Source organism: Paenibacillus sp. FA6, assembly GCF_051550225.1.
Taxonomy (GTDB): Bacteria; Bacillota; Bacilli; order Paenibacillales; family Paenibacillaceae; genus Paenibacillus_AQ.
Genome location: NZ_CP188820.1, coordinates 4,357,310 through 4,372,316, shown reverse-complemented (window position 1 = coordinate 4,372,316; position 15,007 = coordinate 4,357,310). Strand labels below are relative to the sequence as shown.

Genomic DNA, 15,007 nt, shown 5'->3' with positions numbered 1-15,007 from the left:
CTCTATGTTAAGGATATCTAATTAAATTGTGTCGTAATTCCTTTAAGAACGCTCGACTTGCAGGCGATAATGCTTGGCTTTTCTTCCAAACAAGATTTAAATTTGCTTCCAATGGTGGGTCTAATGGTACAAATTGAAGCGTTTGATTAGATGATGTATCAATAAGTTGATCTAAACATAAAGCATAACCCAATCCTTCTTCAACCATAATTGCAGCATTAAAAATAAGATTATAGGTTGCAACAATTGGATTCTGATTAATACTTCGGCCAAGCCAACCAGAAAGTTGATTATCAACAATACTTTGACGAGAAACTAGAAGTGGCTGATCGACTATGTCACTTGGGTATATGACATCTTTATGCGCAAGTGGGCTATCGCGTCGCATTAGAATCCCCCAACGATCTTGATAGGGGAGTTTAATGAAATCATATTGATTTTTATCGGCAGGATCGATTAATAATCCAAAGTCGAGTAAGCCGTTTTCTAATCGTTCAGAAACATCATCTGCATTACCACTGTAGAGATGAAAGATAATATTGGGATACTTTGATTGCAGATTATTAAATGTTTTCGCAATAATGCGCATGCCTTCAGTCTCACCACAACCAATTGCAATTTGACCTTGAATATCTCCAGAGGATTCACTTAAATTGTGTTCAGTTCGATCAACTAAATCAATAATTTCTTTCGCTTTTTGAAGTAAAAAGTAACCTGATTCTGTGAGTATAATTTCACGATTACCACGAATAAATAAAGTCGTTTCTAATCGGTCTTCCAATTCTTTGAGCTGGCGAGAAAGAGTTGGTTGTGTTAAATGCAGCGATTCAGCCGCTTTTGAAATATTGCGTTCATTGGCTAAAGCAATAAAATAACGTAAAACTCGTATTTCCATGATAACATCCTTATCTCACACATGCTCAATAGGCATATGAACGTATTTGGTATAGGTATTTGTTTGCTTGATCATATCATTTTATAATTTATATAGAAAATAAAAAATATGTAAAGGTGGTTTTTATAAATGGCGATTAAAGATAAAGTGATTATTATTATGGGTGCATCTAGTGGCATCGGTGAAGCTACTGCAAGACTTTTGGCTAAAGAAGGGGCTAATTTAGTACTGGCAGCTCGTAGAGAGGATAAATTAAAAGATATTACAGCATCTCTTCCTAATGCACAAATTGTTTATAAAAGGGCTGATGTATCAAATTATGATGATGTACAACAAGTCGTTGATTTGGCTATTTCTGAATATGGTAAAGTGGATGTTCTCTTTAATAATGCTGGAATCATGCCTACAGCACCGCTAGTTGAGACAAAACGTGATGAATGGAAAGAAATGCTAGACATTAATGTAATGGGGGTTCTAAATGGAATCGCAGCTGTACTTCCTAAAATGGTTGAACAGAAATCGGGTCATATTATCTCGACTGATTCAGTAGCTGGTCATGTTGTCTACCCAGATTCTGCCGTTTATTGTGGTACAAAGTATGCAGTAAGAGCAATTATGGAAGGATTAAGACAAGAACAACGAGAAAATAATATCAAATCAACAATTATATCACCAGGGGCGGTTCAAACTGAACTATATAAAACAATTAGTGATAAAAAGGTTTCGCTTGAACTCCATGAAGCACAAAAAGAGTGGGGACTATCTGCGGAAGATATCGCTCAAGCAGTTGCTTATGTAATTAATACACCTGAAAGAGTATCAGTTAGTGATATGATTATTCGCCCAACAAAACAAGTAATGTAAATTAGTGGTCAAAAGAAGATAGGGGGTTTTATAAAATGAACATGAATGAATTTATAGAGTTTTGCAAGGAAGGTAATCCGATTTCAGGTGAGGATAAAGAATTACATGGGCTATTAACCCAACGTAGTTATGAAGCCCTGAGAATAACAACGACATTGAATTCGTCCCATCATTCCAGAGAAGAAATAGTAGATATTTTTAGTGAACTAACAGGTAACAAAGTCGATGCTTCTTTTATGTGTTTCCCACCATTTCATACAGACTTCGGAATGAATATTACCATTGGAAAAAATGCATTTTTTAACACAGGGTGTTCATTCCAGGATAGGGGTGGAATTAGTATAGGAGACGGTTCAATGATAGGCATGAATGTCGTGATTGCAACACTTAATCATGGATTAGATTTAGAGACAAGAAACACAACATTTCCCTCTCCAGTAGTAATTGGAAAGAATGTATGGATTGGGTCAAACGCAACAATATTACCTGGTGTGACGATTGGGGACAACTCTGTTGTTGCAGCAGGAGCAGTTGTAACTAAGGATGTCCCAGCAAATACTGTTGTTGCAGGCGTCCCGGCTAAATTTATGAAGAAGATATCATGAATGAAGAATATAGGAACTGCTTTAATTACTTTGGGAATTTTATCCTCCTTATTCTTTTTCATACTTCCTTTTGGTCAAAGAGAATTGTCATCTAATATGGAGGAGGAATCACAAATACTTTCTGAGGATTTAGGGAAGAAAATACGATTAGAATTTGCTGACAAAGAGATTTTGATATTTCTTGAAAACAATAATTCCGCCAAAGCTTTTTATGATAGTCTCCCTTTAGAATTTGAATTCAAAGATTATGCACATACCGAAAAAGTAACAGACTTATTAGAGCCCTTACCTAAGCCAAAAGGTGATTTTGGATATGATCCGAATCTCGGAGATTTTGCCTACTATGCTCCATGGGATGGACTAGTACTTTATTATAAGGATTTCCGATACTCTACTGGGATTATTAAGTTAGGCGAAATTGTCGAAGGGTTAGACAACCTTACAGACATGGAAGGACTAGTCTTGGTATCAAAAGCAACAGTAAGTGGCTTACAAAATAAAAATTGAGGAGAATGTACAATGAGTAAATTGTGGAAGGAACTAAAAGTTGGAAATATGACATTATCGCATCGTTTAGCAATGGCGCCAATGACAAGAAGCCGAGCTTTAGCTGATGGCGTGCCTGGAGAATTAGCTGCGGAATACTATGGACAACGCGCAAGTTTAGGTTTGATTATTAGTGAGGGGGTACAGCCATCAGATGATGGTCAAGGGTATATTAACTCACCTGGAATCTATACAGAAGCACATATTGAAGGATGGAAAAAGATCACTAGTCGTGTTCACGAGGAAGGCGGTCACATTTATATACAACTCATGCATGTTGGACGTATCTCACATCCGGATAATACGCCTCATCACCGTCAACCTGTCGCACCATCGGCTATTGCGCCTGAAGTGAAGATGTTTACCGCTGAAGGGATGAAAGAGGCTCCAACTCCTAGGGCATTCAGCAAAGAGGAGATCAATGAAGTCATCAAAGAATTCCGTACAGCTGCTTCTGCCGCAATAGAAGCAGGAGCTGATGGTGTTGAAATACACGGTGCGAATGGTTATTTGATTCAACAATTTCTAAGTGAAAATTCAAATCAACGAGATGATGAGTATGGCGGTGCGATTGAAAATCGAGCTCGTTTTGCCATTGAAGTAACGAAAGCCGTTGTTGATGAGATTGGTGCAGACAAAACGGGATTTAGAATATCTCCTGGCTCGACATTACATGACATTGAAGAGGGGGAATTTGGCCCTGATGTATATCGCTTCCTTGTTGCTGAATTAGAAAAGTTAGATTTAGCTTATCTTCATGTTATGCACGTTGGGAATGAGCCATTGTTAAAAGAGATTCGTCAGTTATGGTCAAATCCATTACTCGTAAACCGGGCTGGACGTCCACTGGAACAACTTACAACAGATCTCGATAATGATTTAGCAGATGTAGTTCCTGTAGGAGGATGGGCGCTTGCGAATCCAGATTTTGTAGATAGAATAAAGAATAATGCACCACTGAATGAAGCAGAACGTAGTACGTTTTACGGTGGCGGTGCTGAAGGTTATACAGACTATCCATTTTTAACTAAGTAAACAAATTCCTCCCCAATATTACAGCCCCTTTACAATAAGAAGGGCTGTTCTGTTGTAATTATTGTCACAAACTCCCCATGCAAAGTTGCAAGAGAAACATTGTGTATCGTTTCTGCATCGTAATATGTACCATAAAGGAACTTGTAGCAAGTCCAAGAGACAATTAAATGAAAGAAGGAATGTTAATGTATGCAAAATTAAAAAGTGTTGATCTTCATTATGAAGTTTATGGTGAAGGAGTACCTATTTTAATGATTCATGGATTTTCCCCCGATATGAATTTAATGAAAGGATGTATGGAACCTTTTTTCAAAAAGAGTAAGTTGGCATTTAAACGAATATATATTGATTTACCAGGGATGGGAGAAACTAAACATTATCATGATCTTAAAAGTACAGATGATATCTTAAATACAATATTGGAATTTATATCTAATCAACTTAAGGGTGAATCATTTTTAATTGCAGGAGAATCTTACGGTGGTTATCTTACGCGTGGAATCATTACAAAATTAAAGACTCAGATTTTAGGAGTATTTTTAATTTGTCCATTAATTCTGCCAGACCATAGTAAAAGAAGGCTAGCAAATAAGTCGATTATAGAAAAAGATGAGACCTTTTTAGCTACTTTATCAGATGTTGTACTGCAAGATTTCGAGGACAATTGTGTTATTTTAACCAAAGAAACATTTGGTCGGTGGCAGGATGAAATAATAAGTGGTATTAAAATAGCTGATGAATTATTTCTGACTAAAATTAGACGTAACTATTCATTCTCAAGTTGGTTTTCTGAGCCAATTTTTAATAAACCCACAGTGTTTTTACTTGGTCAACAAGATGATGTTGTAGGGTACCATGATGCATTATCGATTAGTTCGAACTATCAGAATTCTACATTTGCTGTTATAAATGGAGCGGGACATAATCTGCAAATAGAAAAGCCAAAATTATTTAATGCCTTCGTATCCGACTGGCTTCACCGTTGTTCGCAACCAGAATAAATATTGATTAATGTTGCTTCCCCTCTTCTTTAAGTGGTGTGAACCATTTTATTAGTTTGTAAACAGCTTTATTGTCAGTCAACAGTTACTTTTTCATGCTTAACTAATCGTGTTAAAGGATTCAGCATTTCGTTACAGTATCTTGTTTTTATAAAGTACCTTATGCACATCATTCACTTGCTAAGATACTCCGCAGATTGCTTCGGGGAGTTTCATTCGTTTTGACAATTCAAGTACCCTATAAAGTAGGCTTTTAAAGTGGCTACTTTATAGGGTACATTTTAAATATAAGTAAGGCTTTTTTCTATCGCTGACAACTATTCATTAATAAGAGTCTCTAACGCTACAGTAATCATGTCATTAAACGTTGTTTGGCGTTCTTCTGCTGTTGTTTCTTCACCAGTAATAACATGGTCACTCACTGTCATAACACTTAAAACGTCGATGTTGTATTTAGCTCCAAGTATATAAAGAGCTGATGTCTCCATATCTACACCTAACACACCGTAATCAGCCAGCTTATGGATCATGGAATCGTCGTCTTCATAGAATGAATCGCCAGTGTAGACATTACCTACATGAACTGTCAAATCGTCACTCTGTTTAGATAAACGATATGCTCTTTCAAGAAGAGTAAAGCTTGCGTTTGGTGCATAATTTATTTGCGGGAAAATGATGTTTTGCATTTTGGAATCATTTGTAGCTGCCATTGCCATGATAATGTCACGGATTTTCACTTCGCGCTTCATAGCTCCGATTGTACCAATGCGAATAATATTTTTCACACCATAATCTTTAATGAGTTCGGTGGCATAAATACTCATGGAAGGAGCACCCATACCAGAAGATTGAATAGAAATCTTCTGCCCTTTATATGTCCCAGTATAACCATACATTCCGCGAACTGTATTATGACACTCAACATTCTCTAAAAAATTATCAGCAATATTTTTAGCGCGAAGTGGATCTCCTGGCATCAATACTTTTTCAGATATTTGACCTTCTTTTGCATTTAAATGGATACTCATAATAACTCCTACCTCCAAATAATTGATATGTTACATTGGTTTTCTACTGATTGTCTGTTTGCTTCTTCAATTGGACTGATGAATAAATCCAGCTTAAAACTAAACCAACTGCAAATGTTAGTAATACTCCTAGGCTGTTACCTTCGAAAATTCCTTTCGCAAACGGGGCAGGGAAGACTCCATTTGTTGTAAAAAGAAGCCCGGTAATCACACTCACAAACCATATAGCTACATTCCCCTTATTCACAGAAATATTTTTATCACCCGAAATGATATCAGGATCATACCCTTGCTTTTTGCGAAGGATAACGTAATCTGCTATGAATACAGCTGTCCAAGCGGCCAAGCCAATACCCACAACCCCTAAGAACATTTGGAAAGAACCTAAGAAGTCACCATTTATGAATAACACATAACACGGAAGCAATACCATGATTGCACCATGGAAAATAATCGATGTTCGTTCTGAAACTTTTATATTTGTAGCTTCTAAAGCATTGCGTCCGGACCGAAGTGAAATAACTGCCGGTGGAATGATTCCGCCCAGTGCTGTAATAAAGTATGGAATAACCATCCATTTAGGCAGTTGTAAAGCTAATGCCGCGATTGGATCCGCTGAACTTACTAGTTCAGGATTCGTTGCATTCATTAAAATACCCAAGAACATGATGACAAATAGTGGTACAGCTGATGCGAACGTTGTTGTCAAGAAAATCGATTTATTCGAAGATTGAGGACTTTGGTAACTAGAGTAATCACTCGCAACCATTGCCCAGCTAAGTGCAGAACCAGCAATAATGATGGAAATAGCAGGCAATACGCCTCCAATCCAGTCTCCATTTGGCATATCCACAAGTGCTGACCAGTCTGTTTGTGGAACTAAAATAACCAATACAACTACTGTTAGTGCGCCAAAAATATAGGTAAATATGGTTTGAACTTTTACAAGTGTTTCTTGGTTTACAAGAGATAATGCCATAATCGCAAGCATAAGACCGATTAACCCGATTATTTGTACCATGGTTGTTACTTCAAATCCAAGTGCAGTAACAATGGCATTAATGGAGAAAATACCAGTAGGAACATTACCGATACTCAGCCAACCAATTAAACAGATCCATGCCAGTACAGCTGGAATCAAGTTTCCTTTTGATCCGAAAGGTGCTCGGGATAACACAAATGTCGGTGCATTTCCTAGCTTTCCTGGTAAACTAAGATATCCGATCAGTGCAAACGATGCCGCCCCTAAGAATGCAGCTATGACTGATTGAACGAAGTTGAGACCATAACTAACAATAATCCCTCCGTAAACCAATCCCATTATACCGATATTCAATGAAAACCATATCCAAAACAATTGCTTAGGTTGTCCAACTCTTTCATTTTCTGGAATCAAATCAGGATGTTGTTGACTCATATCCCTTCGACCTCTTTCTCAAATTTAATGGAATCTATTGTGTGTCTTTTATTAGCTATTTATAAATATTTAATTTTATTTTTGAAAACTGTTGGGGTATATAGAATTTATTGTGCATTAGTGGATAATCTGCATTGCCATAAATACTTTCCAATAGTAAAAAACACTCATTTTGACCAATTAACTTTTCTTTTTGAGTGGATAAATTAACGGTATGTGTATATTTTATTTCAATTTCTCCATGATTCGCATTTACATACACTTCGTTCTCTAGAAAATCCAGTACTTGTTCTTTATTATCTAAATCCAAGGATGAACTTTCCACCGTTTGCATGGACATAAAAGTAAAAGCATAGGCAACTAAATCATTTCCTTTTCTATACAAACGTTCTAAAGCGACTACTTCAGATGAATCTCCATTTAATACTTGTTTCGTATATTCAGTTCCTGATTCCAGTCCGTAATTTATCTCTATTTGATCAAATGTACTTATATGGTATTTATGAATCGGGTTACTTAATTTTTCCAATTGAACAACTTCTTGTTGTTTAAAAAAGGAATCAATCAAAAAGTTTCCTTTTCCGTGTACATTTCTTACTATTCCATCATCTTGCAAAAGTGCCATAGCTTGTCTTAAAGTTGAACGACTAATGCCTAGTTCCCTTGCTAAATCTGGTTCTGAAGGAAGCCTACTGCCTACGGGATATTTTCCTTTTGTAAATTGAAGAAGAAGCTCATCATATACATTTACATAAAGTGGTCTTTTCAATTTATTTGATATACTTTTATTCATTCAGTCACCTTTTATTTTAGTAGTTTTAAGAAAGAATCACCGTTTTCAGGCATTTGAACAGCGAAATTATCTGCTATGGTTGCACCAATATCAGCAAATGTATCATTTTCAGGTAATTTGCCAGAGCCCTTTAATTGTTTCGAATAAGCCAATACGGGAATAAATTCACGTGTATGGTCTGTACCAGGAAAGGTTGGATCATTGCCATGATCAGCCGTAATAATTAATAAATCATCTTCCTGGATTGAATCCAACACTTCATCTAAACGTTTATCAAATTCCTCCAACGCTTTACCATAACCTTCTGGATCACGACGATGTCCGTATAAGGCATCAAAATCGACTAAATTTAAGAAACTTAAACCTGTAAAATCCTTTTTGATGACTTCTAGTAATTTGTCCATACCATCCATATTGCTTTTTGTACGAATGGATTCTGTAACTCCTTCACCATCAAAGATATCATTAATTTTTCCAATGGAAATGACATCATATCCGCCATCCTGTAGACTATTCATAACTGTTTTCCCAAAAGGTTTTAAGGCATAGTCATGACGATTTGCCGTTCTGGTAAAGTTCCCGGGCGTACCAATATACGGTCTCGCAATAATGCGACCAATTAAATAGGTAGGGTCTTTTGTGATATCTCGAACTTTTTGACAAATATCATATAATTCTTCTAATGGGATGATTTCTTCATGAGCTGCAATTTGCAGAACAGGATCCGCTGATGTATAGACAATCAAATCCCCTGTGTTCATTTGATGCTCCCCATATTCATCAATAATGCCGGTTCCGCTTGCAGGTTTATTAGCTACTACTTTACGCCCTGTTATTTCCTCAATTTGTTTAATTAATGGATCAGGAAATCCATTTGGAAACACATTAAATGGTTTATTAATGTTTAAGCCCATAATTTCCCAGTGACCAGTCATCGTATCTTTACCCAATGATTTTTCTTGTAATTTTGTGTAATAGGCAAGTGGGTTATCTGACACAGGTACTCCTAGTATTTCTTCAATATTCGATAGACCTAATTTTGCTAGGTTGGGTAGGTTTAAACCATTCATGTATTCGGCAATATGTTGTAATGTATGTGAGCCAACATCATTAAATTGAGCTGCATCTTTTGCTTCACCAATACCTACTGAATCCATAACAATTAAATGTATACGCTTGAATGTCTTCATGATACTTCTTTCTCCTTTTACTTCGTGCTTTGTGTTAATTTCCAAATTACGATCAACTAAAAGCGAGAATAAAACGATAGCTACTCCGGCTATTTCGGCTCCATTTCGTTTAATATAAGGTGTCTTTTTAAAATATAAGAAAGTATAAGTTTCACTTGATACTCTAATCCTTATATTTCCGCTGAAACGGGTGCTTTAAAGCGATACGAAGTATCGCTAGCATCGAAAGCATAATCTCCTTAAAAAGGACGGCGAAGCCGTTTCTACTTGAAATATAAGAAAGTATAAGTTTTCGTTACTTTTATCTCTTATATTTTTGGACAAACGGTCCTTCTTCGCATAAGCGAAGGACGGCAGAGCCGTTTATCTTTAAGTAGTCATCATCGTATTATTAGCCCTTTAAATTGTAGCTGGGTAGTTGGATTAGACATGTCTATTTTTTATACAAGTTTAAATTATCACATATTTCTATCTGATGCAAGCACTTTCAAATGACTATCTAATTTATACCAATAAATAACTACAACAAGAGAGATTCCTCTTGTACAATGTAAGTTGCCACACAAACATTGACGAAACGAGGAATCTCTCATGAACAAGAATACTGTTTCAAAACTTTCTTTCGGAAGCAGAACTTCAGGCAAATTGGAGTTCAACCATACTGATACAGCCCGAAAATGCACGGTTACCATGGGCAATTTATCATGGCGAACGTTCAGGCATAAAACTACATGTCAGTTTCACAAATGAAACAGCGATGCCCCTTCAAATCATTGAAACAACGCGTTCAAAAATGATGGTCCCATTGGTGTAAATCTTGAAGATAAACGCTTTATCCTTGTTTGTGATCGTGCTTATTTTTCCATCGACAAGCAGTTACTCGTTTAATAATGGATATCATTCAAAACCCAGACGAATATGCCAATAGAAGTTTAGGTGTGAGTGAACCAAATACTGATTGGCCGAAACCTTCATTTTATCGTTAACTTCACAGTTAATCGATTCTGACAATACATTATTAAAACATAATAGAAAGAGGTTAGAAAAGGATAGATTTTACTTTTAAAAATCCCATTCGATTCTATTTTGGAAAAGATTCATTACCTAATTTATCGAAAGAACTATTGAAGGCAAATGCAAAAAAGGCACTTTTAGTTTATGGAGCTAATTCTTTGAAAGAAAGCGGTAATTACGACAAAATTACTGCCAACCTTAAAGAAAGTGGAATTCTATGGTTTGATTTCGGAGGCAATTCACAACCATCACTAGAACGAATTGAAGAAGGAATTAAATTCTGTAAAGAAAATGACATTCAAGCAGTTATTGGTATTGGCGGAGCCACATGTATTGATATGGCTAAAGTGATTGGATACGGTGTGAAAAACGATAATGTCTGGGATGAATTATCTAAACTACATTCGTGGAAGATTATGAGTCTTTGATCGTTGGTGCAATTCCTACTTATCCTTTTGGTGTATCTGAAGCAGATAACTCTGCCGAAGTTGATCATTTAGCAGTTAGTGAACACGGTACTCTCCTAGGGCTTTACCCAGACTTTTCAATTTTAAATCCAGAGTTTTCTTTTACACTTGATGAAAAAAAACACCGCACTTGGAGCGATGGTCACTTATATCCAAGTTAGTGTCAATTATTTAAGTAACAATAGCAGTCCTATTGCAGAAGGTTTTGTTGAAACACTTCTTAAAGTTCTTGTTGAAAGTACAGAACGATTGGTGGAGGATGGTAACGATTATGAAGCAAGAGCTAATGTGATGTAGGCTTCATCAATGTCGACATTTGGTCTCTTGTCTAGTGGGAAAAATAATGGCTGGGCATTTCAAATTTATAGTGATATTGAAATATTACGCAAATGGTTAGACATTCCATACCGTCAAACAATTTTGACGCTGTTCCCTAATTAGTTAGTTCAAATGGCTCACAACCATGAACCGGCTGTTTATAAATAATTTAATAATACATTACTTGATGAGAGTAAAAACTTGATGAGAGTAAAAAAAGGGGATTATTAGAGACAATTATGACGGGTTCTGAAGAGTTGAAACAATTATTTAATCGTTTTGATATCGAGACTGTTATTAAAGTTGATAATAAAGCGCAAAAAATGGAAGAGTTAGAGACGATTTTAAAAGATATGGATTTCGGGTATTCAAAAGTCTTTTTTATTCAACAAACGGGCCATATTATTGAACAAGATTCAACTAAAGCGAAGAAGGTTTTCTTCAATAGGAAGTGCTTCTTATTTATGTATAAAAATATAAAAGGATAGCCTATTAAAGAAGAAAAGAATGTCAACACTATTTCTAATGTTAACATTCTTTTTAAAAAATATCATTTTATAGTTATGCTACTTGTTCATCATTTTCTTTTTCTAATTTTTCATTCTCTTTACGCATTTGTTTAAAGTACCACGCAAATAATAAGATGTATCCTGCTAGGGCTAATACGGAGAAACCTATTAGCTTGATATCCATAGTATTGACGGCTTTACCGAAAAGAATGGCTAACATTTTTTCGATTGGATCAGAGTCGACCGATGAGATCATCGCATCAGAAGATAATCCTGCCGGGAAATTTCCCATTGCTTTCGATGTATCTGTAACAAACTTGGCAATAAGAGAAGCTCCCCATAAAAATAATGGAATAAGAATGGTTCCGATAATAGTCATCCGTACGACTCTGCCTTTAGTAACAACGAGCAGCGCCGGTGCTAATACCGTTAACAATATACCGCCTAATGGCAGGACAGTGTTACCAGGAAGGAAGATAGCGACTACAAGTAAAATAGGTGCCAAGATATTAGCTACCGCCCAAAGTTCAGCCCGAGTAGCTAGAATTGGCCAGTCAATCCCGATCAACAGCTTCCGACCAGCGAATCGTTTGCTCATTTTTTTAGTAATCCCCTCTGATAAAGGGGTAATAGCAGGGCCGAACCAACCGCCAACTAAAGCAAATAGTTGAAGAGCTACCGCCCCTGTAAATGCCAAGATGAAGATTTGTGCAACTGATTGCTGCCCAAGTATACCGATAAAGATCCCTAGGTAAGCACCAATAGCGAAATTGCTGCCCCAGAAGCCAATTCTCTTATTTAATGCTTCCGCATTAAAGTCATATTTGTCGATAAACGGTAAGCATACATCGATAATTTTATTAAATAGCATAACAACTGGCGCAATTAATAAAGATGGATGAGCTGTTGTTGTTACGTTGTTGCGATCATATCCTAACAGCTTGTCAATTGTAGGCTTCATGACATCCGCGTTGATTAGCATTAATGCATAAATAAAAGCAACAAATAACGTAGTCAAAATTAAATTGTCATTTGAATAGTACATCGTTAACAAACCAATAACGGAGAGATTCCAAATATTAAACAAGTCTACGTTAAACGTTGTTGTTTTCTTAGCGATCAGCATGATCGTGTTTACAACAAGACAAATAAAGGAGAAATATAACGTGTAAACCGAACCCCATGTAATAACAGCAAGTGGAGCCCAGCCTAGGTCAGTAACGGATAAAGCGACTCCTGTTGATTCTACAAAGCTCTCTAATGCTGGGGCGAAAGCGGCAGTAAGCAGGGAAATGACAGCTCCCATACCCGTTAGGGCAATGGCCATCCGCAATCCGCCTTCAATTGCCTTAGATATCTTGACACCAACTATTAATGATAAGATCGTAATGATAACAAACATCATTGCCGCTCCGCCTAAATTAATAAAGCCATTGAAAGCTTCGTTTAACTTTTCAATAAACATTAGATTAACCTTCCTTTTGTTCAATTTAAGTAATTTACGTAATCGGTTTCGTAAATCGGATACGAAAAATACTAACAGATATTTTTTCATTATACAATACTGAAATATATGTATCTTTTTATTTGACATTATTTTTAGAAAATGATTTACTTAGTTTAAGTAATCGGTTACGTAAATGAGGGAACTAAATGATAACAATTAAAGATGTGGCTAGAGAAGCCGGTGTTTCTGTCGCTACCATTTCAAGAATTATTAATAATAAAGGTGGGGCTAGTCCAGAAACCATTTCTCACGTCAATAGTATTATCAAGAAATTAAATTATAAACCAAATAAGTTGGCAAAAAGTCTATCCGAAGGGAATTCGAATTTAATTGCACTTCTTGTCCCAACTTTAAGCAATCCGTTTTTTCCTGAATTAGTCAAAGAGATTGAACGTGTTGCAAATGAAAACGCTTTTAATGTTTACTTATGTAATAGTGATGATAATCGATCGAAAGTGGAATATTACTTAGATTCTATGAAGGATAATTATGTTAGCGGGGCAATCATTAATTCGTTACACGTTGATGCAAGCGATCTAGAGGCTTTGGAAAAGAGCGGAATCAAAACGATTACGATTGACCGCGCTAATTTTGAACACCCTTATTCAGCAATTACTGTTGACCATACATTGGGAGCTCAATTAGCTGTCACCCATCTCATTCGAGATGAGCGGTGCAATAATATCGTATTTATAGCGGGCCCAAGAAACGAAAAGAGCGCAATTGATCGCTTAACCGGTTTCACACTTGCGTTAAATGAAGCTAACCATTCAATGAAAACCACTATACGTTATGGAGATTTTGGAACAGAGAGTGGTTATGAGAATGTTAAATCGTTGATTCAAGCAGGGCATTCTTTTGATGGTATTTTTTGTGCAAATGACGCAATGGCCATTGGTGCTATGCGTGCATGTAATGAATTCGGGATTCAAATTCCGAAGCAAGTTAAAATTGTAGGCTACGATAATATAAGTATTGCATCATTTATATATCCGCCTCTTTCTTCGGTGGATCAATGTAAAAGTGAAATTGGCAAGTTAGCGGTTAATGAGTTAATAAATTTAATAAAAGATACAAACTATAAACCAAAGCAATATCGATTAGAACCAAAGCTAGTGATTCGAAATTCGTCTACATTAAATGGAGGAGACTTACATGCATAAATTAGGACCATCGTTAATGTGTGCGGACTTTGGAAACTTAGAACGAGACATCAAAGAATTAGACAAAGCGGGTGTGGATTTTTATCACATCGATATTATGGATGGCAGGTTTGTTCCTAATTTTACAATAGGACCTGATTTCGTAAAAACGGTACGTAATTTGACGCAAACTCCATTAGATGTTCATTTAATGGTTGAGGATCCCGAGAAGCACATTGATTTGTTTGCGGATTGTGGTGTCGAGATGATTTCTGTTCATCAGGAATCAACCCAAAATTTGCACAGCGTACTTATGAAAATAAAGAGCAAAGGTATAAAGGCCGGTGTAGCGATCAACCCAGGCACTTCGATTGAATTTCTTGACTATGTATATGATCTCTTAGATTATATCGTTGTCATGACTGTCAACCCTGGATTTGCTGGTCAAAAATTCATTCCATCGATGTATGAGAAGATAGCCAAAATAAATGAAAAGATAAAAGCGTATAACCGACCTATTGAAATACAAGTAGATGGTAATATCGGAGCAAGTACAATACCAAGTTGTAAGGAAAACGGGGCTGCTATGTATGTTTTGGGAACAAGTGCGGTCTTTAACAGCAATCATTCGCTCGAAGAAAACGTTAAACTGACAAGAACATTATTTAATTAGAAA

The 15,007-nt window shown here is 36.3% G+C and carries 16 protein-coding genes; 10 read left to right on the top strand and 6 right to left on the bottom strand.

What is annotated here, in order from left to right; all coding sequences use genetic code 11:
* Nucleotides 1-7: 7 nt before the first annotated feature.
* Complete coding sequence (locus ACP8HI_RS20070; protein WP_438347937.1) at nt 8-895, bottom strand: LysR family transcriptional regulator; 888 nt, start codon at nt 893-895, stop codon at nt 8-10.
* 129 nt (nt 896-1,024) lie between these two features.
* Between ACP8HI_RS20070 and ACP8HI_RS20065 the strand changes: the two genes are divergently transcribed.
* The 5 genes from ACP8HI_RS20065 (at nt 1,025) to ACP8HI_RS20045 (ending at nt 4,946) form a co-directional block, all read left to right on the top strand.
* Nucleotides 1,025-1,759 (top strand): SDR family oxidoreductase, encoded by a 735-nt coding sequence (locus tag ACP8HI_RS20065; RefSeq protein ID WP_438347936.1) that lies wholly within the window; start codon nt 1,025-1,027, stop codon nt 1,757-1,759.
* A 35-nt stretch (nt 1,760-1,794) separates the two neighbouring features.
* Nucleotides 1,795-2,364, top strand: coding sequence for a sugar O-acetyltransferase (locus tag ACP8HI_RS20060; protein WP_438347935.1), 570 nt, complete (start codon nt 1,795-1,797; stop codon nt 2,362-2,364).
* Nucleotides 2,365-2,871, top strand: a complete 507-nt coding sequence (locus ACP8HI_RS20055) for a cyclophilin-like fold protein (protein WP_438347934.1) — start codon at nt 2,365-2,367, stop codon at nt 2,869-2,871.
* A gap of 12 nt (nt 2,872-2,883) precedes the next feature.
* Complete coding sequence (locus tag ACP8HI_RS20050; protein WP_438347933.1) at nt 2,884-3,945, top strand: alkene reductase; 1,062 nt, start codon at nt 2,884-2,886, stop codon at nt 3,943-3,945.
* Nucleotides 3,946-4,112: 167 nt separating this feature from the next.
* A complete protein-coding gene (locus ACP8HI_RS20045; RefSeq protein WP_438347932.1) occupies nt 4,113-4,946 on the top strand; it encodes an alpha/beta fold hydrolase in 834 nt (277 codons plus the stop codon).
* 317 nt (nt 4,947-5,263) lie between these two features.
* Here the strand turns inward: ACP8HI_RS20045 and deoD are convergent, their stop codons facing one another.
* From deoD to deoB, 4 genes are read right to left on the bottom strand one after another with little or no spacing between them, the layout of a single operon-like run.
* Nucleotides 5,264-5,974: a purine-nucleoside phosphorylase gene (deoD, locus tag ACP8HI_RS20040; protein WP_438347931.1), complete on the bottom strand. Its 711-nt coding sequence runs from the start codon at nt 5,972-5,974 to the stop codon at nt 5,264-5,266.
* A 43-nt stretch (nt 5,975-6,017) separates the two neighbouring features.
* The gene (locus ACP8HI_RS20035; protein ID WP_438347930.1) at nt 6,018-7,391 is read right to left on the bottom strand and encodes a purine-cytosine permease family protein; all 1,374 of its coding nucleotides are present in this window, start codon (nt 7,389-7,391) and stop codon (nt 6,018-6,020) included.
* Between the two features lie 55 nt (nt 7,392-7,446).
* On the bottom strand, nt 7,447-8,184 hold the full coding sequence (locus tag ACP8HI_RS20030) for a GntR family transcriptional regulator (RefSeq protein ID WP_438347929.1): 738 nt from the start codon (nt 8,182-8,184) through the stop codon (nt 7,447-7,449).
* A gap of 11 nt (nt 8,185-8,195) precedes the next feature.
* Nucleotides 8,196-9,377 carry a phosphopentomutase gene (gene deoB / locus ACP8HI_RS20025; RefSeq protein WP_438351914.1) on the bottom strand — a complete coding sequence of 394 codons (1,182 nt, stop codon included), beginning with the start codon at nt 9,375-9,377 and terminating at the stop codon, nt 8,196-8,198.
* 1,046 nt (nt 9,378-10,423) lie between these two features.
* Between deoB and ACP8HI_RS20020 the strand changes: the two genes are divergently transcribed.
* The 3 genes from ACP8HI_RS20020 to ACP8HI_RS20010 all read left to right on the top strand — a co-directional run bounded on the left by ACP8HI_RS20020 (nt 10,424) and on the right by ACP8HI_RS20010 (nt 11,661).
* Nucleotides 10,424-10,816, top strand: coding sequence for an iron-containing alcohol dehydrogenase (locus ACP8HI_RS20020; protein ID WP_438351913.1), 393 nt, complete (start codon nt 10,424-10,426; stop codon nt 10,814-10,816).
* Between the two features lie 150 nt (nt 10,817-10,966).
* Nucleotides 10,967-11,152, top strand: coding sequence for a hypothetical protein (locus ACP8HI_RS20015; protein WP_438347928.1), 186 nt, complete (start codon nt 10,967-10,969; stop codon nt 11,150-11,152).
* A 260-nt stretch (nt 11,153-11,412) separates the two neighbouring features.
* On the top strand, nt 11,413-11,661 hold the full coding sequence (locus tag ACP8HI_RS20010; RefSeq protein ID WP_438347927.1) for a hypothetical protein: 249 nt from the start codon (nt 11,413-11,415) through the stop codon (nt 11,659-11,661).
* 73 nt (nt 11,662-11,734) lie between these two features.
* Here the strand turns inward: ACP8HI_RS20010 and ACP8HI_RS20005 are convergent, their stop codons facing one another.
* A complete protein-coding gene (locus ACP8HI_RS20005; protein WP_438347926.1) occupies nt 11,735-13,147 on the bottom strand; it encodes a PTS transporter subunit IIC in 1,413 nt (470 codons plus the stop codon).
* Nucleotides 13,148-13,335: 188 nt separating this feature from the next.
* On the opposite strand from ACP8HI_RS20005, the gene ACP8HI_RS20000 reads away from it, so the two are divergent.
* A complete protein-coding gene (locus ACP8HI_RS20000) occupies nt 13,336-14,352 on the top strand; it encodes a LacI family DNA-binding transcriptional regulator (protein WP_438347925.1) in 1,017 nt (338 codons plus the stop codon).
* Nucleotides 14,345-15,004: a ribulose-phosphate 3-epimerase gene (rpe, locus tag ACP8HI_RS19995; protein ID WP_438347924.1), complete on the top strand. Its 660-nt coding sequence runs from the start codon at nt 14,345-14,347 to the stop codon at nt 15,002-15,004. The genes ACP8HI_RS20000 and rpe overlap by 8 nt, the downstream gene beginning before the upstream one ends.
* Nucleotides 15,005-15,007: the final 3 nt, after the last annotated feature.